Here is an 18,252-nt window from a genome sequence, read left to right as displayed (position 1 = left end):
ATCACGATACCGCTACCTTGCACCCCTCTCAACCCATCCCAAAGGTAGGTTATGGGACAAATGAATCAGGGGTATTTATCTCAAGCCTTAGACATTTGCTCGATAGATAAAATGAGGCATACATGAAGCTCTCGATGATTACACGCACCGTCACGGGTACCATAGGCGGGTACACCGTGACCAAGGAGACAACGATGAAGAAAATCGATACGGCCCAGCTCGACATCAACGCCTGTCAGGCTCAGGCTGCTGAGTACCACGCCCGCGGCTTTAACTGCGCGCAGGCCGTCGCCTGCACGCTCGCGCCCGCCGTCGGGCTCGACCCCCAGGTCGCCTTTGCCCTCACCGAGGGCTTTGGCGCCGGCATGGGCGGCATGACCGAAACCTGCGGCGCCATCTCGGGCGCCGTGGCCATCATGGGCTTTGTAATGAGCGACGGCATGGAAAACCCCAAGACCAAGGGCCAGACCTACAAGCTGTCGCGCGAGATTGCCAAGCGTTTTGGCGAGAAGAACACGACGACCGTCTGCGGCACGCTCAAGGGTATCGGATCGGATAAGGGTCCGCTCCGCAGCTGCCCCGGTTGCATCGACGATGCCGTCGAGATTGCCTGCGATGTGCTAAAGCAGCTCGCCGAGTAAACGGCAGCAACAGAAAAACGACGGCCGGCGCGCTTGGAATCCATCCAAAAGCACGCCGGCCGTCGCCGTTAGAACTCGGCAAACTCGGGAGCGTCGACCTCAATCTCCTCGCGCCCCGCCATAAGCTCGCGCATCTTAGCGCAAAACGGCTCCTGCTCCCCTGCCTTAAACACCAAATGAAGTGTCACGGCATCCGCGTAATCGGTATCCAAAACCTTGGCACCCGAATCCTGCGCCAAACGAAGCACCTGCTCATACTGCGGATAGGCCACACGCACGTCAACCGGCACGACGCTTGTCATCTCAACGATCTGCCCGGCCTCCTGAGCCGCGGCCACTGCCGCCTGCGTCGCAGCGGTATAGGCGCGCACCAAGCCACCAGGCCCCAACAGCGTGCCACCAAAATAGCGCGTCACCACGCAGCAAACATTTTTGAGCTCTGCGCCGCGCAACACCTCGAGCGTCGGCATACCGCTCGTGCGGCTCGGCTCACCGTCATCGCTCTGGCGCTCGCGTCCATCGACCAAAATCCACGCGGGAACATTGTGTCGAGCGTCGTAATGACGCTTGCGAACCATCTCGATAAAGGCATTCGCCTCATCCTCGGACTCAATATGGACCAGCTGGGCAATAAACCGGCTCTTGCGGTCCACAAACTCGCCCGAAGCCTCAATATTCGATTGCAGAGTAAAATAGCTGTCCAACAAAGCCCCTCAACAACAAGCAAAGCAACAAACAGCCTCAATAATACGGCAAAGGCCGTACCAATAACCCCGGCGAAAAGAATGGAGCCGCCGATGAATCCGTCACCAACAGCGAGAACCCGTCAGCGCGAGCAAGGTGCCTTGAAAGCCGAGGGCATGGACCTTACGGTCATGCCCGAAGGCTTGAAAGACAGATTGCCGCGCTGACGGGTTCGCAGCGTCAACAAAGTGCTGAGTGGGCTTGTAAGCCGGGTTCTGTCGTGAACGGTCATTTATCTTGTCTGCACGTTACCATGCAGCTCCACGCACGCTACCCGAACGCGGACCGGGCCGGCCCATAGCGTTCCTATTCGCGCTTGCTCCGGATGGGGCTTGCCAAGCCGCCGTGTTGCCACGACGCTGGTGGTCTCTTACACCACCGTTTCAGCTTTTCCCTTTACGCCTTGCGGCGCAGGTGGGAGTCTTCTTTTCTGCGGCGCTTTCCGTCGGATCACTCCGCCCGGCCGTTAGCCGGCATCCCGCCCTCTGGAGCCCGGACTTTCCTCACGCGTGCTGCAAGCAGCACATCGCGCGACCGTCTGGCCCACTCAGCAGTGCAAGAGTGTAGCACACCGCCACCGCAGGCAACGGCACAACACAAGCGCTCGACACGATAAACCAAGAACCACCCATGCGCTACAATAGTTCCGTCGATGGGCAACGTCGTCAGTCGAGACGCGACCGCGCTCCGCACCCCTCCGTCTACTCGGTGCGTTCCCGCCTCCTCCCCGAGGCGGGATGTCGGCGTTTTTTCATGCACCGACAACCCAATAGCCTGTGGACAGCCCGGGTAGCATCGCGTGCATCAGCAGCAAATGCAAAAAGGGACCCGTCCATTGCGGACGGATCCCTTAAAACAAGTGATCGTCAAACCGATTTACTCGGCGTCGGTCTCCTCGTCCTTCTTCTCGGAAGGCAGCGGGGTAACCTCGATCTCGACGCCCAGAGTCTCAGCAGCGGACTTCATGGACAGGGAGATACGACGACGGTCGAGGTCGATCTCCATGACCTTGACCTGAACCTTGTCGCCCACGTGGGTGACCTGAGAAGGCTGATCAACGTGCTTGTTGGCCATCTCGGAAATGTGAACCAGGCCCTCGATGCCCTCGCCCAGGTCGACGAAAGCGCCGAACGGGACAAGCTTGGTCACAGTGCCCTCGACGATAGCGCCGACGGGGTACTTCTTGACCAGTGCGCGCCACGGGTCCTCGGTGGTCTGCTTGAGACCCAGGGAGATGCGCTCGCGATTGAGATCGACGTCGAGAACCTCGACCTCGACCTCCTGGCCGACCTTGACAACCTCGGAAGGATGGTTGACGTGGTTCCAGGAGAGCTCGGAGATGTGGATGAGGCCGTCGATACCGCCGAGGTCGACGAAGGCGCCGAAGTCGACGATGGAGGAAACGGTGCCCTGGAGACGCATGCCAGACTTGAGCTTGGACAGGATCTCGGAGCGCTCGGCCTTACGGGACTCCTCGAGCACGACGCGACGGGAGAGGACGACGTTGTTGCGGTTGCGGTCCATCTCGATGACGCGAGCCTCGATGCGGGTGCCCATGTAGGAGGTGAGGTCCTTGACGCGACGGAGGTCGACGAGGGAAGCGGGCAGGAAGCCACGCAGGCCAATGTCGAGGATCAGGCCGCCCTTGACAACCTCGATAACCTCGCCCTCGACGTTCTCGCCGGAGTTGAACTTCTCCTCGATGCGGTTCCAAGCACGCTCGTACTCGGCACGCTTCTTGGACAGGACCAGACGACCGTCCTTGTCCTCCTTCTGGAGAACCAGAGCCTCGATGGGATCACCGAGTGCAACGATGTCTGCAGGGTTAGCGTCCTTGCGGATGGACAGCTCGCGGACCGGGATAACGCCCTCGGACTTGAATCCGATGTCAACGAGCACCTCGTCATGCTCGATCTTAACGACAGTGCCGTTAACGAGATCGCCCTCATCAAAGTCGGTAATCGTACCGTCGATGAGGTTGTTCATCTCCTCCTCATTGACATCGTCAAGAGAGAAAATGGACGAGTTCTGAATCTCACTCAAAGGTGGACCCCTTTCGAACTACGGGGCCCCGATTGCTAGGACCTACAGAAGGGTGCGACATGCACACAACGTTTAGGAACACTCGGGAGCCGACAGATACTAATGTGACGCTTATGCAATCACGTTCGTATAGGTTACGGGGAAATGGGTTCGATTTCAAGCGTGAACTGCGTTTTTTTACTCGTGTGGAGACTTTTTCGTAATCTTATGGACAGCTGTCTCCACAACTTGACGATAAGCAGTTTGCCCATACGCCTTTAGGGTAAAGTATCCGGAGCCAACGATTCTGGAACGATTTTTCGAGAAAGGTGCCCGCGTGCTCAAAGCAGTCGTTTTCGATATGGACGAGACGCTTCTTAGCATCAACCTCAACGCATTCATCCTTCGCTATTTTAAGGATGTCTCGTCGATGCTCGCGGATATCGGGCGACGCAGCCGTGGTGGCACGATGGCACGCCTGGGCACGATTCTGGTCGATCTCAACGCCAATCGTCGAAGCGGCACGGATAATCGCACCAATCTGGAGTTCTACCAAGAAGAGGTTGAGCGCCGGTGCGGCATTTGTCTCTCGGACCCACTTATCTACGAGGCGTTTACCTACTACGACCGCGAAGTCCTGCCGCACAAGAACGATGACATGATCAATGCGAAAGCCATGCCGGGTGCGCACGCCGCGCTTCAGGCGGTACAGGACACAGGGCTGCGCTGCGCGCTCTTCACCAACCCCAGCTTTCCTCAAGGCGCCATCGAGTGCCGCATGGGCTGGGGCGAGCTGACAGACGCGCCCTTCGAGCTCGTGACGCACATGGGTAACACCACGCGCTGCAAGCCCGATGCCACATACTATCTAGAGCAGCTGCAGGTCATGGGGCTCGAGCCGCATGAGGTTCTCATGGTGGGCAACGACCCCAAGCGCGACTTCCCCAGCCCCGCCTGCGGTATCCAAACCGCCTATGTGGGCCAAGGCAAACCAAGCCGAGCCACCTGGCGCGGCACCATGGAAGACTTCGCCCGCGATTTCAACGCCGTAGTAGAAGCCTTCTACGAACACCAAATAGCCGACGAACTGTCCTAACAGACTCGAGTCTTGCCGATCATAATGTTGAGGATTTCGACGTCGGTGTCCTTCATGCCCACACGGCCCACGTAGCCCATGCTGGCGATTGTCTGCTCGACGGTATCCTGAATGAGGCCCTCGCCGGCACGGAAGCCGCGGCCCTGCATAGCCATATCGTGACCCAGAATCGCAGCGTCCACGGCTGCCGAAATCTTAGCCGCGCAACTCGCCTTGGCGCCATCGCACACGATGCCGCCCACGTTGCCGAGCGTGTTCGAGACCGTCGCGCCAATCTGCTCGCGCGTGCCACCGCACAGCCAGGTAATCGCGGCACCGGCACCGCACGCGGCGCAAATAGCACCGCAAAACGCCGAGAGTGCACCAATATAACTTTTGATATGCACGGCGATAAGATCGGACAGCATCACGGCGCGCACCAGGCGATCGTGGTCGCAGCGCAGGTACTCGGCATACTCCATAACGGGCAGTGCGCAGGTAATGCCCTGGTTGCCCGAGCCGCACACAATGGCGACCGGCAGCGCGCAGCCGTTCATGCGGGCGTCGGACCCGGCGGCCGCACGGGCGCGGGCACGGCAGGCGACGTCATCGGCACGAGCACCCAGCAGCGTGCGGCCAACCTCGGCACCCCAAGCGTGCGCCAGGCCCTCGGCGCTGATCGCGCCGTTCAGCTCAATCTGACGCTCAACGACAGCGCGGGCACCATCGATATCGCCGTCCTCGATAAAGTCGATGATGGACTCAATCGACATGGGCGTGTCAGCGCTATCTGCCGCGCGCTCGGCCACAACGCGCTCGGCGCAGGCGGCACACTCCCCCGCCGACTTGCCGCACACCGGAATACCGTCGAGGGTATGGCACGTGACATTGGTGTGGTGGTCGGTAATCTCGACGACCGCGGTATGGCCCCCGGCCGTCGCAGTCACCTTGATGTAGAGGTTGGGCACACCCTCGACAAGCGACACATCGCAGTAGCCGGCGTCGGCGAGGAGCTCGGTCACGCGAGTACGATCTTCGTCGTCAACGCTCTCGAGCACCTCGAGAGCGCTCTTAGCGTCGCCGCCCACGGCACCCAGCACGGCTGCGGCTTCAATACCGTGCATACCGCCCGAGTTGGGCACGGTCACGCTCTTAACGTTCTTGATGATATTGCCCGAGCATGCAACATCCATATGATCGGGTTCGCAACCGAGCGTCTGACTCGCCAGCGCCGCTGCATAGGCAACGGCAATGGGCTCGGTGCAGCCGAGTGCACAGACAAGTTCGCGGTTCAAAACATCGCAAAACGCGGCATCGCGGATGGAATCGGTAGGCATAGGTATCTCCTGCTTGCATAACGGGCTAGGCTCTCAAAAAATGTTAGCTCCTTTATTTGATAACAATGCATCAAAAACCGCAACCATGGTTCCGGCGGACGGCGCTCAAGCGCAAACTGACGACATTCATTCACGAGAAGCCAGTCCTGTTGCCTGCTAAAGCGTTTGACTAAAAAACGCTCGAGCGTTTACGCAAAAGTCGCGCTATCATGCAGTCGAACGCGGTAAACACCTTTAGCATTTGCGCCGCACAGACCAGAGAGGAACCATCCATGAAGATCGGTATCGGTAACGACCACGCCGCCGTCGAGCTCAAGAACATCATTTCCGAGCACCTGAAGGAGCGCGGCTGCGAGGTCGTGAACTTTGGCACCGACACCTCCGAGAGCTTTGACTACCCCATCGCCGGCTACAAGGTGGGTAAGGCCGTTGCCAACGGCGACGTCGACCTGGGCATCCTGATCTGCGGCACCGGCGTCGGTATCAGCCTGGCTGCTAACAAGGTAGAGGGCGTGCGCGCCGTCGTGTGCTCCGAGCCCTTCAGCGCCAAGCTCTCCCGTATGCACAACAACACCAACGTGCTCGCCTTTGGCGCCCGCGTCGTGGGCTCCGAGCTCGCCAAGATGATTGTCGACGAGTGGCTCGACGCCGAGTTTGAGGGCGGTCGTCACGAGCGTCGCGTTAACCTCCTCAACGAGATCGACCACACGCGCGGCCTCAAGGTCGTCGACGAGGCCTAAACCACTCAGTGCCACAAGCTAACAGCAGGGGCCCGCTCGGAACTCATGACCGAGCGGGCCCCTTCATAGATTATGGAATAAAAGGGCGCCGCGGATGGAGTTCCGCGGCGCCCAAGCCACACGCTAACAGCTTTAAGGAGTCAAAGCTGGTTTAGCCAAAGAAGCGCTTGATCTCGATCTCGGCGTTCTCCAGGCAGTCGGAGCCGTGGATCACATTGGCGTTGACATCGACGGCAAAGTCGCCGCGGATGGTACCAGGAGCAGCGTCAAGCGGATTAGTAGCGCCCATGAGGGTGCGCATCTTAGCAACAGCGGAGAGACCGGAAACGACCATCTTGACGACCGGACCGCTCGTCATAAAGTCACAGAGACCGCCAAAGAAGGGCTTGTCGGCCAGATGGGCGTAGTGCTCCTCTACGGTAGCGCGCTCGAGCGTGGTCATCTCCATGCGCTCGATGACAAGGCCGCTGCGCTCAATGCGAGCAACAATCTCGCCGATTTTGCGATCGCGCACCGCGTCGGGCTTAATCATGATGAAGGTCTTCTCGATAGCCATAAGGTAGCCTTTCAAGTAGGTTCGCGCGTGCCCAAGTCCCATTCCGGCACCCGCCTGGACTGCATCGTAACAGAGTTTTAGCTGCAGTTAAACAAAAAGCTGTTTCTTGAAACGCTACAATTTATTAAAGCGCTCCATATGTGTCACTTCTGTTTCGAAGCTCGATTAGAGTACCATCCGACTGCCCATCAACCGCATCGAGCAGAGCAGACGGTCGGTTGCCGCCCGCGAACGTACCCCCTTCACAACCTGCCCAAAGGTCCTACAGAACTTCTCGACAAGCCCCTCCCCCATAGCAACAAAATACGGACGCCCACATCAGCAGACGCCCGTAAAGCAAAAAACGATTCCTCAATAAATGGCAAAAACGGCTTCGGCCAAACCCTTACTTTACCCCGTGGCCCATCTCGACGACCTTGGTCAGCGATCCAAACACGCCCTCGTCGGTCACGAGCTGTGCCTCGGCGCGCTCAAGCTGCACGGCAACGGCGGCAGGGGCGGTACCGCCCTCGGTCGTACGCGCGGCGACAATTGAGGGGATGTCGAGCGCCTCGGTAATATCGCGTTCAAAGAGCGGGCTTGCCTCCTGGAACACCTCAAACGGCAGGTCCTCAAGATTGCAGCTACGCTTCTCACACATCAGGACCAGATGGCCCACCACGGCATGTGCCTCGCGGAACGGCAGACCACGCTTAGCCAGGTAATCGGCAACATCGGTGGCGGCAAGGTGCCCCACGCCGCACTCGCGCGCCATGGTATCCTCGTTGACGGTCCAAGTCGAAATCATACCGGCCATAACCGACAGGCACTGCATGAGCGTATGGGCGGTATCGAGCGCGCCCTCCTTGTCCTCCTGCAAGTCCTTGTTATAAGCAAGCGGCAGGCCCTTCATGGTCACGAGCAGCTGCACCAGGTTGCCATACACACGGCCGCTCTTGCCGCGGATAAGCTCGGCAAAGTCGGGATTCTTCTTCTGCGGCATGATGGACGAGCCGGTGGAGTACGAGTCGGAAAGCGTGATAAAGCCAAATTCGGAGCTCGACCACAGCACGATCTCCTCGGAAAGACGCGACAGGTGCATGGCCATGACGGAGCCGGCGTAATGCAAATCGAGCAGGAAATCACGGTCGGAAACCGCATCGAGCGAGTTGGGAATCACACCCGCAAAGCCAAGTTCGGCAGCCGTCATCTGGCGATCGAGCGGATAGCTCGTACCGGCAAGCGCGGCAGCGCCCAGCGGGCAGTTGTCGGCAGCATCAAAAGCGGCCTTCAGACGCGTAAAGTCGCGCGCGAACATCCAGGAATACGCCAGCAGATGATGCGAGAGCAGCACGGGCTGAGCATGCTGCATGTGCGTATAGCCCGGCAGAATCACCTTGTCGTACCTTTTAGCCGCATCCACCAGCACATGGCGCAGTTCTAGATTGGCCTCCATGAGCTCCTTGGCCAGCGCCTTGACGCCCAGGCGCGTATCGGTCGCCACTTGGTCGTTGCGCGAACGCCCGGTATGCAGGCGCTTGCCCGCCTCGCCGATGCGACGCGTCAGCTCGCTCTCGATGGACATATGGATGTCCTCGTCGTTGATATCGAAGGTGAAGTTGCCGGCATCGATATCCTGCTCGATTCCGGTCAGGCCCTCGGCAATCGCCCGCTCGTCCTCGACACTGATGATGCCCTGGGCGGCCAGCATCTTGGCATGAGCCTTAGAGCCGGCGATATCCTGCTTATAGAGATGCTTGTCGACCGGCAGCGACGCGCCAAACTCCTGCGTGACCTCGGCCACGCCTGCCTCAAAACGACCGCCCCAAAGAGCCATGGAACCGTCCCCTTTCCTCAAATACCAAACCAAGCGCCCAATGCAATGCGCCCTGTCGCTAAAGCGATTTATCAACTGCTAGTTTTGCACATCCCTCGCCGCACGCGAGGCTGACAAGCTAAATAGCGAAGAAGTGACGCGCCATGCACTTGGCGCCCAACGTCTCCCTCCGGATGTTGCCCTGCGAACCATCGATCCAGGCCTTCAGGCTCATAGGGACGTCCTCGACCCTTGCAGCATCGAACTCGGGCGCGAGGGCAAGTAAAGCATGCGCGATAGCATTGAACATAATGGATACTCCTCATATATATAGGCGCAGAGCCGCCAAATTGATAGAAGGAGCCCCGCCGGACAACCCCGGCGGGGCTCGGACTCAGCCGCAGACGCGGCATCATATATGCGGGCGGAACGTAGGGGCCACCGATGTTAAGAAGTGTCAGCAAGCATAACGAAAGGTAGGGACCCCGTGCGCCCGTTATGTATCACGCGGATGGGCCGCGCGGATACCGAGGGAAGGAGGCGCTAGGCCTGGGCGGCAGCAGAGCTGGGGCCCTGGACCTTTGCCCACGTCTTGAGCGACAGCGTATCGATCTCGATAAAGCCGGCGCTGGCCTTCTCGTCAAACGTGGTGTCGCGGTCGTAGGTAGCCAGACCGTAGTCGTAGAGGCTGAAGGGGCTCTTGCGGCCGACGACATGGCAGTTGCCCTTAAAGAACTTCAGACGGACAGTGCCGGTCACGAACTTCTGGGTATCGGCCATAAAGGCATCGAGAGCGTTTTTGAGCGGGCTGTACCACTGGCCGTTGTACACGGCGGTGGCCCAATCCTGCTCGAGCTTGATCTTGGTCTTGAGCAGGTCGCCCTCGACGCAGATGTCCTCGAGCGCCTTGTGGGCGGTGATAAGCGTCAGGGCTCCGGGAACCTCGTAGCACTCGCGGCTCTTAAGGCCCACCAGGCGATCCTCGACCAGATCGAGGCGGCCAAAGCCATTGTCGCCGGAGATCTTGTTGAGGGCGATGACGATCTCGGAGAGCTTCATCTTCTTGCCGTCGACGGCGACGGGCTTGCCGGCCTCAAACTCAATCTCGGTGTAGGTCGGGGTGTCCGGCGTGTCCTCGGGGTTCTTGGTCATAACCCAAGCGTCGTCGAGCGGCTCGTTCCAGGGATCCTCCAGGTGACCGCACTCAATGGCACGACCCCACAGGTTGTCGTCGATGGAGTAGGGGTTGTCGTTGGCGCCCTCGGGAACCGGCACGTTGTGGGCGTGGGCATAGGCGACCTCGTCGGGACGGCACTTCAGGTCCCACTCGCGAACCGGGGCGATAACCTTGAGCTCAGGGTCGAGGGCCTTGACGGCGGCCTCAAAACGAACCTGGTCGTTACCCTTGCCGGTGCAGCCGTGGGCGACGTAGGTCGCGCCAAACTCGTGGGCGACCTCAACAAGCTTCTTGGCAAGCAGCGGGCGAGACAGGGCGGAGAGCAGCGGGTACTTGTTCTCGTACATGGAGTTTGCTGCGATGGCTTTGGTCAGGAACTCATCGGAGAACTCGTCGCGCAGGTCGAGCACCTGGCAATCGAGAACGCCCAGGTCGAGCGCCTTCTGCTTCTTGGCATCCAGTCCGGTCTCTTCCTGGCCCACGTTGCCGCAGACACAAACGACATCGAGATTCTTCTCGTCCTGGAGCCACTTAACACATACGGATGTATCAAGACCACCGGAATATGCGAGAACGACTTTTTCCTTGCTCATGGCTGTTTCCTTTCGCCCTTGGTAGCTAGTTAGAACATCGGTCAGTTGCAAGTCACCTTGAGGTCAAAAACCGTGCAATATCAGGTTATTCAGCAGAATGCATCACAGGCATGCCCTAGAAACATGCGGCTATGTCGTGCTTAAACCCAACGACCTCAAAATGACTCTGTTGAGGCATTGCGCCCCATGCGGACAGAGACGATTGTTATCGTCGTCGGGAAATTGCGCGCTGACGTCGGATGGCATTGTCTGCAGTGGTGATGATCTTTACGAACTGCATCTGCCTCTCCTTTCACGTATCGCCGGGCGCAATTCAAATATCGCAAACGGTACCTTTTCCTCGGTAAACGGCTCTTTTGCCGTCTCCGTTTTCGATGTTCGCTATATTACGATAAAGTGCACGCTGCGCAAGCGACAAATTCAAATTTCTGAAATTTTTTTTCATTACTTTGTGAAGCGTGGTGCAAATACGCCCCGTTCCTGCGACAATACGCTCGGTTACTGGTTGATGATTATAACGTCTGAAACAATTTCGAAACGAAAGGCGCATTTTTATGCAAACTTACGAATCGGACGCCAACATCGGCAACATTAAGCTTCTCGCCGTCGATATGGACAAGACGCTGCTGACCGACGAGCGTGTGCTGCCCCAGGGTCTTGATGAGCGCCTGGACAAGCTCGCCGACGCAGGCATCGTATTCTGCCCCGCCAGCGGACGTCCCGCCCCCAAGCTCGAGGAAATGTTCGAGGGCATTAAGAACCGCCTCGCCTTTTGTCCCGACAACGGAGCGTGCGTGATCTATCGCGGCAGCTATATCTATAAGAGCAATATTGACGTGGAGCTGTATCAGCAGGTCTTGAGCCGTGCCTCGGAGGATCCTCGCGCTGTCCCCGTCCTGTGCTGCTTCGACGAGTTCTACGTGCTTGCCCGCGACCATCAATACCACGACGAGATCAGCGTCTACTACAACACAATCAACTACGTCGACAGCTTTGAGGGCATTGATTTCGAGTCCAACAAGATATCGGTCTTCTTCCCCGGCTACGACGCCGAGCCCGCTTTCCGCGAGACCTATAGCCCCGAGTTCTCGGACAAGCTCTACGTCACCAACGCCGGGCGCGAGTGGATCGACTTTATGAACCTGGGCGTCGACAAGGGCGCCGGCGTCGCTCACCTGTGCGAGCACCTGGGCATCGATATTGCCGATGCTGCCGCCGTGGGCGACACCTACAACGACATCCCCATGCTCGAGCGCGTCGGGCACAGCTTTATCGTGGACAATGCCGAGGAGCACATGAACGCGCACGCCAAGTGGCGCATTCCGAGCAACAACGACGGGGGCGTACTGACGCTCATCGACGCCATCTTGGCGGCTCGGTAGCCGTCCCATCGGGCCTGGCCGGGCGGCACGGGATAACTTTTCGCTCGGTCAGGTCCTGCGCAAGACGAAAGCCACATTAAGTGGCTTTCTTTGCGTGCGGAATCTACGAAAAGTTAACCCGTGCCGCCCGGCCAGGCCCTAGGTTTACTTTCCTGCCGCCAGGATGGCGTCTTGAGTGTCTAGATACTTAGCTGAAATGATTTGAGCAGAGGGGAGCTCCTTGTTGGAAGGGGCTCCCCTCTGTTTTGGTTACTGTGGGACAAATTAATCAGTAGTGTTTGTCCCAAATCTTAAGTATGTGGGGGCTTGCGTCTTGGGCGAGCTTGCCTTACCGAGTGCTTTCCTATTTCGCGTCGGCCCAGGTTATGCCGGTGCTGGCTTCGGCGATCAACGGTACGCGGAGGTCTACTACGTGTTCCATGACGTCGCGGACCATCGCGGTGAGCGCCTCGACCTCATCCACTGGGCACTCAAAGTCCAGTTCGTCGTGCACCTGCAAGATCATGTGAGCGGCAAAACCCTCTTCTTCCAGGCGACGGCTTACGCGGGCCATGGCGATCTTGATGATGTCGGCGGCGGTTCCCTGCATGGGGTGGTTCATGGCCGTGCGCTCACCAAAGCCACGGAGTTGCGGGTTTTTGGCCTTGAGCTCCGGAATATGGCGACGGCGGCCATACATGGTCTCGGCGTAGCCCGTCTGCTTGGCGCGCGCCACCACGTTGTCGAGGAACGTACGCACGCCCGGGTAGGCCTCGTAGTAGCGGTCAATCATGTCGCGCGCCTCGGCCATCGAGATATGCAGCGACTGCGACAGGCCGTAGGCCTGCTGACCGTACACGATGCCAAAGTTCACGGCCTTGGCGCGACTGCGCAGGTCGGGCGTTACCTCGGACACCGGCACACCAAATACGCGCGCCGCCGTCTCGGCATGGAAGTCCTCGCCCTCGTTAAAGGCGCGCACCAAGTGCTCGTCACCCGAGAGATGTGCCAGCAGACGCAGCTCTATCTGCGAGTAGTCCACCGCCAAAAAGACGCTTCCCTCGCCTGCCGAAAACGCCGTCTTGACGGTACGGCCCAGCTCCGAGCGCGTCGGGATGTTCTGCAGGTTCGGGTCGCTCGAGGACAGACGCCCCGTTGCCGTGATGGTCTGGTTGTACGTGGTGTGCACGCGACCGTCACCACGGCGCAGCGGGCCCAGCGTATCCAGATAGGTGGACTTGATCTTAGACTTCTCACGCCAGTCCAAGATCAGACGCACGATTTCGTGGTCGCGGGCAAGGTCGCTCAACACCTTGGCGTTGGTCGAATAGTAGCCGCGCTTAGTCTTCTTGAGGCCCTTGGTCGGAAGCCCCATCACATCAAAGAGCACATGCGACAGCTGCATGGGACTGCCAATATTAAAGGTCTCGTCACCCGCTAGGTCGCGAATGCTGCGCTCGACCTCGGTGATCTGGGTCGCCAGGCCCTCGGACAGATTACGCAGGCGGTCGGGATCCACGAGCATGCCCGCGCGCTCCATCTTGGCAAGCACCGGCACGAGCGGCATCTCGATGCCATCGAACACGTTGGCAGCGTTCTCACGGGCCATGCGGTCGCGCAGCGGCGCCACGAGCGTCAGCGTCAGGGCCGCAGTGCGGGCAGCGGGAACAGGAGCGTGCTCGCCGGCACCCTCCGCGCCGCGCGCCGCAGGCAGCGCCATCTGCAGATAGGTATCAGCCAGATACGCCTCATCAAACTCGGAGCGGTCGGAATCCAGCAGGTAGGCGGCGACCACGGTATCGAAGATGCGCGTGGAATCGACGGCCAGCGGATCCATGAGCTCGGGCTCAGAAGAATCAATGGGCGAAAGCTCATGCAGCAGCGCCTTCATATCCGGGCTCGCCACACGGCCCTCCATAAACAGGCGCGCGAGCACGCCAGCGATCACGCCGTGAGCAACGTTGAAGCCATCGACCACGGCAGGCGATGCGCCGTCGCCCTCCTCGAGCGCAAACAGCCCCTTGGACGTCGCCAGCCACAGCGTACGCGTTAGGCCAAAAAGCGCGCCCTCCTCCTTGTCGTCGTCCACCACGGCGGCGACCCACTCGCCGGCATCAATCGCGCGAGCGATCTCGGCGGCAGCGGCGGCAAGCGCCTCGGCATCGCCGGCGGCGGCACGCGAAACGGCAGGCATCTCAAACGCGCTGGCAGCGGCCGCAGCCCCACCCTCGCCGCCAATCAGCGAGAGGAAACGGTTCTGCATGGCCGTGATGCCGAGCGTGCCCAGCGCCGCGGACACCTCGTCGGCAGAAAACGCCGGGAAGGACGTTGCGTCAAAGTCAAGCTCGACAGGCGCATCGGTGCGAATGGTTGCAACCTTGCGGCTCAGCAGCGCATCGTCGATATGTGCACGCAGGTTCTCGCCCATCTTGCCCTTGACCTCGTCGGCATGCGCGATAACCTCGTCCAGGCTGCCGTACTGCGCGATGAGCGCGCTCGCCTTTTTGGGGCCGATGCCCGGCACGCCGGGAATGTTGTCGGACGTATCGCCCTTCAGGCCGTAAAAATCGGGCACGAGCGCCGGTGTAATGCCGTGATACAGGTCGTCCACGCTCTCGGGCGTCATAATCGCCACGTCGGACAGGCCTTTGCGGGTCGAGACCACGTTGACGTGCTCGGTCACGAGCTGATACATGTCGCGGTCGCCGGTCACCAGCAGCATGTCGCAGCCGGCCTCCTCGCCCAGGCGCGCCATGGTGCCCAGGATATCGTCGCCTTCCCAGCCCTCGGACTGCAAAATCGGCACGTTGAGCGCGGCGAGCAGCTCCTTAATCATGGGGAACTGCGCGTGCAAGTCGGGGTCCATGGGCGGGCGTTGCGCCTTATACTGCGGCAGCATCTCCATGCGCACGCGCGGTTTGCCCTTGTCAAACGCCACGACCACACCGTCGGGGTTAAAGGCATCGATCATCTTAAGAAACATGTTCAGAAAGCCAAAGATCGCGTTGGTGGGGCGACCGTCCGGCGCGTTCATGGTCGGCGGCACGGCGTGGAAGGCGCGGTGCATGAGCGAGTTGCCGTCGATAACGGCAAAAGTGCGGCGCTTGTCAGACATATTGAATACCTCGCTTTAGGCTGGGCACGGTTTGCTCACACCAGTTTACACGCTCCCTGCCCCGCGGCCACCGCACATCAAGCTCCCCCGCCACCGTGAGCCCGCGCGTGATACGATGGCTCACGGTACATCAACCAGCACGATCGATCCGAAAGGAGCCTGCGTCATGGAGCGTCCCTGCGCATGGAAAAAGTACACGCCACAGCAAGTCGAGGAGCTCGAGGAGCTTTGCCGCGGCTATAAGCAGTTTTTGAGCGAGAACAAGACCGAGCGCCTGTGCGTCAAGACCGGCATCAAGATGGCCGAGGAGGCGGGATACGTCGACCTGGAGACCGTGATCGCCGAAGGCCGCGAGCTCAAGGCAGGCGACAAGGTGTACGCCGCCAACCACGGCAAGGACCTTATGCTCGTCAACCTGGGCACCGCCCCGCTCGAGCAGGGCTTTAACATCCTGGGCGCCCACGTGGACTCGCCGCGCCTGGACCTTAAGCAGAATCCCGCCTTCGAGGCCGGCGACATGGCCTACCTCGACACGCACTACTACGGCGGCGTCAAGAGCTACCACTGGGTCGCTTCCCCGCTCGCGCTCGTAGGCGTCATCTGCAAAAAGGACGGCACCACCGTCGACATCAACATCGGCGACAAGGCCGACGATCCGGTCTTTACCATCTCCGACCTGCTGATCCACCTCTCGAGCGAGCAGATGGCCAAGCCCGCCAAGGACGCCGTCGACGCCGAGATCCTCGACGTGATCGTGGGCGGCCGCCCCGTCAAGTTTGACGAGGACGACAAAGACGCTCCCAAGGAGCCCGTCAAGCAGATGTTCCTGGATATCCTCAAGGAGCAGTACGATGTCGAGGAGGAGGACTTCCTCTCCGCCGAGATCGAGGTCGTGCCCGCCGGCCCGGCCCGCGACATGGGCCTCGACCGCTCCATGATTCTGGGCTATGGCCACGACGACCGCGTCTGCGCCTATCCGTCCATGCTCGCCCAGATCAATGTGGCAGACGTCGAGCGCACGAGCATCACGCTCATCGTCGACAAGGAGGAGATCGGCTCCGTGGGTGCCACCGGCATGACGAGCCGCTTCTTCGAGAACACCGTCGCCGAGATCATGACGCTCGCCGGCGAGGATAGCCCGCTGGCCCTGCGCCGTGCACTCGCCCACAGCCGCATGCTCTCCTCCGACGTGTCCGCCGGCTTCGACCCGGGCTACGCCGGCAAGTTCGAAACCAAGAACGCAGCCTTCATGGGTCGCGGCCTGTGCTTCAACAAGTACACGGGCAGCCGCGGCAAGGGCGGTTCCAACGACGCAGATGCCGAGTATGTGGCCCTCATCCGCGACATCATGGACGAGGCGGGCGTTGACTTCCAGACCTGCGAGCTCGGCCGCGTCAACGCAGGTGGCGGCGGCACCATCGCCTACATCATGGCCAAGTACGGCATGAACGTCATCGACTCCGGCGTTGCCGTCCTGTCCATGCACGCCCTGTGGGAGGTCGCCAACAAGGCCGATATCTACGAGGCCTACCGCGGCTACAAGGCCTTCATCGAGCGCGCCTAACCAACCCTCGTAAAACGAGCCCAGCCAGCCCTTCATAACTTGCGGTGAAATACGGACTAAACTGGCCCATAAACGGCCAAAACAGACCGTATTCCACCGCAACTTCCTTTTTAGCAGAGGAGAGTCCATGCTGCAGATCATCATTTCGCCCGCCAAGCAGATGCGCGCGGCCCAAGATGCTTTTGAAGTTCAGGGGATTCCGCCCTTTGCGCGCGAGACCGCCCAGCTGCACCATGCGCTCTTGGACATCGAACGAACCGAAGGCGACAGCGGCCTACGAGCTCTGTGGAACGTCAGCGACAAGCTGCTGGCCCTTTGTCTCGACATTTTGCATGAGTTCGAGCCCATCTTGGGAAACGACGATCTTGCCGATTCCGGTATCGCGCGCCGCATCTCCCCTGCCATCATGTCCTATCACGGCATTCAGTACCAGAGCATGTCGCCCGAGGTGATGGATTCCGCGCAGCTCGCATGGCTGCAAGACCATCTATGGATCCTCTCGGGCCTTTACGGATGCGTACGCCCCTTTCATGCCGTTGAACCGTATCGGCTGGAGATGGGCGCAAAGCTTGCCGTCGACGATACCCGAGACCTCTACGCGTTTTGGGGCGACAAGCTCGCGCGGGCTATCGCCCCGGCAGGTTCAAACACCACAATCGTCAACCTCGCCAGCGTAGAGTATGCCAAAGCCGTTCTGCCCCACCTCGCGGGCGACGCCACGGCCGTCACATGCCTCTTTGGCGAGGGTATCCGCAACGGCAAGCCCATCCAACGGTCGACCGCCAGCAAAAAGGCGCGCGGCTCCATGGTGCGGTGGATGGCGGAAAACAAGCTCGAGGATGAAAGTGAACTTACCGCATTCAACATCGGCTATCGGCACATCCCCGAGCTTTCAGACAAAAACACCCTGGTTTTCATGAACGCGCAGGCACAATAGGCCCGCCGTTTCCAAACACCCCATTACTCCGCCAAGCCATCGGCCTTTGCAATCTCGCTCGTCGAGCCATCTTGGTAGGTAATCCTAATGTGCTCTACGTCGGATACCGTAACGCCCGACGGAGGTTCCAGACGCCATTCCGTCAGGGCGATATCCATGGTCGTGGGCACATCTCCTTGATCTTTGAGCTTCACCGTGAGCGTTTTGAGCGCCGCGTCAAACGTCACGCGTTCGATTTCTTCACCTGGAATGGACCCACCACTCAGCTGCAGCTGGACAAATCCATCGCACGGATACCAATAGTCGCCCGGCGCGACCACCGTATTACCGCCAGTGACCTTCACCGTCATGATCGGCAGGGCATCGTCGGCCTCAAACTCCCAGGAAGCGCCGCCGCGACCACCAAACGTCCAGATACAACAGGCAACCACCATCACGACAAGGATCGCAAAACCAATTGCGACCAGTCCATGATGGGCACGGCCCTCCTCGGCCGATACATCCCATTGCGTCTCTCGATATAGATGCTTGTCTTCCATGTTCGCCTCCCCATGGGCATGCTCATCGCGTCAATCGTACCCATTCAGGCTATACT

General features: G+C 59.8%; 15 protein-coding genes and 1 other RNA gene. 6 read left to right on the top strand and 10 right to left on the bottom strand.

The genetic code is table 11. From position 1 onward, the window contains the following. The first annotated feature begins 122 nt into the window (after positions 1 to 122). The gene (locus DW003_RS04105) at positions 123 to 641 is read left to right on the top strand and encodes a C-GCAxxG-C-C family protein (RefSeq protein WP_118387705.1); all 519 of its coding nucleotides are present in this window, start codon (positions 123 to 125) and stop codon (positions 639 to 641) included. Between the two features lie 68 nt (positions 642 to 709). Here the strand turns inward: DW003_RS04105 and DW003_RS04100 are convergent, their stop codons facing one another. The 3 genes from DW003_RS04100 to rpsA all read right to left on the bottom strand — a co-directional run bounded on the left by DW003_RS04100 (position 710) and on the right by rpsA (position 3,428). Next, entirely contained in the window at positions 710 to 1,348 is a 639-nt protein-coding gene (locus DW003_RS04100; RefSeq protein WP_187361892.1) for a YigZ family protein, read from the bottom strand. Positions 1,349 to 1,573: 225 nt separating this feature from the next. Then, positions 1,574 to 1,935: RNase P RNA component class A (gene rnpB / locus DW003_RS04095), an RNA gene on the bottom strand. Positions 1,936 to 2,261: 326 nt separating this feature from the next. Continuing rightward, on the bottom strand, positions 2,262 to 3,428 hold the full coding sequence (rpsA, locus tag DW003_RS04090) for a 30S ribosomal protein S1 (RefSeq protein WP_022095232.1): 1,167 nt from the start codon (positions 3,426 to 3,428) through the stop codon (positions 2,262 to 2,264). A gap of 316 nt (positions 3,429 to 3,744) precedes the next feature. Between rpsA and DW003_RS04085 the strand changes: the two genes are divergently transcribed. Next, positions 3,745 to 4,503: an HAD family hydrolase gene (locus DW003_RS04085; RefSeq protein ID WP_118387701.1), complete on the top strand. Its 759-nt coding sequence runs from the start codon at positions 3,745 to 3,747 to the stop codon at positions 4,501 to 4,503. On the opposite strand, the gene DW003_RS04080 is transcribed toward DW003_RS04085, so the two are convergent. Further along, complete coding sequence (locus tag DW003_RS04080) at positions 4,500 to 5,819, bottom strand: serine dehydratase subunit alpha family protein (protein ID WP_118387699.1); 1,320 nt, start codon at positions 5,817 to 5,819, stop codon at positions 4,500 to 4,502. The genes DW003_RS04085 and DW003_RS04080 overlap by 4 nt on opposite strands. A gap of 272 nt (positions 5,820 to 6,091) precedes the next feature. Here DW003_RS04080 and rpiB point away from each other — a divergent pair, with 272 nt between their 5' ends. Continuing rightward, positions 6,092 to 6,559: a ribose 5-phosphate isomerase B gene (gene rpiB / locus DW003_RS04075; RefSeq protein ID WP_006234151.1), complete on the top strand. Its 468-nt coding sequence runs from the start codon at positions 6,092 to 6,094 to the stop codon at positions 6,557 to 6,559. A 151-nt stretch (positions 6,560 to 6,710) separates the two neighbouring features. Here rpiB and ndk read toward each other — a convergent pair whose 3' ends face one another. The 4 genes from ndk to DW003_RS04060 form a co-directional block, all read right to left on the bottom strand. Further along, positions 6,711 to 7,115 (bottom strand): nucleoside-diphosphate kinase, encoded by a 405-nt coding sequence (ndk, locus tag DW003_RS04070; protein ID WP_006234152.1) that lies wholly within the window; start codon positions 7,113 to 7,115, stop codon positions 6,711 to 6,713. A gap of 385 nt (positions 7,116 to 7,500) precedes the next feature. Then, positions 7,501 to 8,931, bottom strand: coding sequence for an argininosuccinate lyase (argH, locus tag DW003_RS04065; RefSeq protein WP_118387697.1), 1,431 nt, complete (start codon positions 8,929 to 8,931; stop codon positions 7,501 to 7,503). A gap of 118 nt (positions 8,932 to 9,049) precedes the next feature. Next, the gene (locus tag DW003_RS09920; protein WP_158573183.1) at positions 9,050 to 9,220 is read right to left on the bottom strand and encodes a hypothetical protein; all 171 of its coding nucleotides are present in this window, start codon (positions 9,218 to 9,220) and stop codon (positions 9,050 to 9,052) included. Between the two features lie 233 nt (positions 9,221 to 9,453). Beyond that, positions 9,454 to 10,680 (bottom strand): argininosuccinate synthase, encoded by a 1,227-nt coding sequence (locus DW003_RS04060; protein WP_035138001.1) that lies wholly within the window; start codon positions 10,678 to 10,680, stop codon positions 9,454 to 9,456. A 554-nt stretch (positions 10,681 to 11,234) separates the two neighbouring features. On the opposite strand from DW003_RS04060, the gene DW003_RS04055 reads away from it, so the two are divergent. Further along, on the top strand, positions 11,235 to 12,062 hold the full coding sequence (locus DW003_RS04055) for a Cof-type HAD-IIB family hydrolase (RefSeq protein WP_118387695.1): 828 nt from the start codon (positions 11,235 to 11,237) through the stop codon (positions 12,060 to 12,062). Between the two features lie 343 nt (positions 12,063 to 12,405). On the opposite strand, the gene polA is transcribed toward DW003_RS04055, so the two are convergent. Further along, entirely contained in the window at positions 12,406 to 15,156 is a 2,751-nt protein-coding gene (polA, locus tag DW003_RS04050) for a DNA polymerase I (protein ID WP_118387693.1), read from the bottom strand. Positions 15,157 to 15,322: 166 nt separating this feature from the next. On the opposite strand from polA, the gene DW003_RS04045 reads away from it, so the two are divergent. Both DW003_RS04045 and DW003_RS04040 read left to right on the top strand, forming a co-directional pair. Continuing rightward, entirely contained in the window at positions 15,323 to 16,720 is a 1,398-nt protein-coding gene (locus DW003_RS04045) for an aminopeptidase (RefSeq protein WP_118387691.1), read from the top strand. A 127-nt stretch (positions 16,721 to 16,847) separates the two neighbouring features. Then, positions 16,848 to 17,657, top strand: coding sequence for a YaaA family protein (locus DW003_RS04040; RefSeq protein WP_118387689.1), 810 nt, complete (start codon positions 16,848 to 16,850; stop codon positions 17,655 to 17,657). 23 nt (positions 17,658 to 17,680) lie between these two features. Here DW003_RS04040 and DW003_RS04035 read toward each other — a convergent pair whose 3' ends face one another. Beyond that, the gene (locus DW003_RS04035) at positions 17,681 to 18,196 is read right to left on the bottom strand and encodes a hypothetical protein (protein ID WP_118387687.1); all 516 of its coding nucleotides are present in this window, start codon (positions 18,194 to 18,196) and stop codon (positions 17,681 to 17,683) included. Positions 18,197 to 18,252: the final 56 nt, after the last annotated feature.

This window comes from Collinsella sp. AF36-3AT, from assembly GCF_003475205.1.
In the GTDB taxonomy this organism is placed as follows: domain Bacteria; phylum Actinomycetota; class Coriobacteriia; order Coriobacteriales; family Coriobacteriaceae; genus Collinsella; species Collinsella aerofaciens_AF.
Note: the sequence above shows the minus strand (reverse complement) of the source record. Positions and strands in the feature narration are given on the sequence as shown.

Excerpts from the sequence above, each read along its gene's own strand:
- DW003_RS04105 (WP_118387705.1), top strand. The coding sequence starts at position 123 with ATGAAGCTCTCGATGATTACACGCACCGTCACGGGTACCATAGGCGGG.
- DW003_RS04080 (WP_118387699.1), bottom strand. The coding sequence starts at position 5,819 with ATGCCTACCGATTCCATCCGCGATGCCGCGTTTTGCGATGTTTTGAAC.
- rpiB (WP_006234151.1), top strand. The coding sequence starts at position 6,092 with ATGAAGATCGGTATCGGTAACGACCACGCCGCCGTCGAGCTCAAGAAC.
- ndk (WP_006234152.1), bottom strand. The coding sequence starts at position 7,115 with ATGGCTATCGAGAAGACCTTCATCATGATTAAGCCCGACGCGGTGCGC.
- argH (WP_118387697.1), bottom strand. The coding sequence starts at position 8,931 with ATGGCTCTTTGGGGCGGTCGTTTTGAGGCAGGCGTGGCCGAGGTCACG.
- DW003_RS09920 (WP_158573183.1), bottom strand. The coding sequence starts at position 9,220 with ATGTTCAATGCTATCGCGCATGCTTTACTTGCCCTCGCGCCCGAGTTC.
- DW003_RS04060 (WP_035138001.1), bottom strand. The coding sequence starts at position 10,680 with ATGAGCAAGGAAAAAGTCGTTCTCGCATATTCCGGTGGTCTTGATACA.
- DW003_RS04055 (WP_118387695.1), top strand. The coding sequence starts at position 11,235 with ATGCAAACTTACGAATCGGACGCCAACATCGGCAACATTAAGCTTCTC.
- polA (WP_118387693.1), bottom strand. The coding sequence starts at position 15,156 with ATGTCTGACAAGCGCCGCACTTTTGCCGTTATCGACGGCAACTCGCTC.
- DW003_RS04045 (WP_118387691.1), top strand. The coding sequence starts at position 15,323 with ATGGAGCGTCCCTGCGCATGGAAAAAGTACACGCCACAGCAAGTCGAG.
- DW003_RS04040 (WP_118387689.1), top strand. The coding sequence starts at position 16,848 with ATGCTGCAGATCATCATTTCGCCCGCCAAGCAGATGCGCGCGGCCCAA.
- DW003_RS04035 (WP_118387687.1), bottom strand. The coding sequence starts at position 18,196 with ATGGAAGACAAGCATCTATATCGAGAGACGCAATGGGATGTATCGGCC.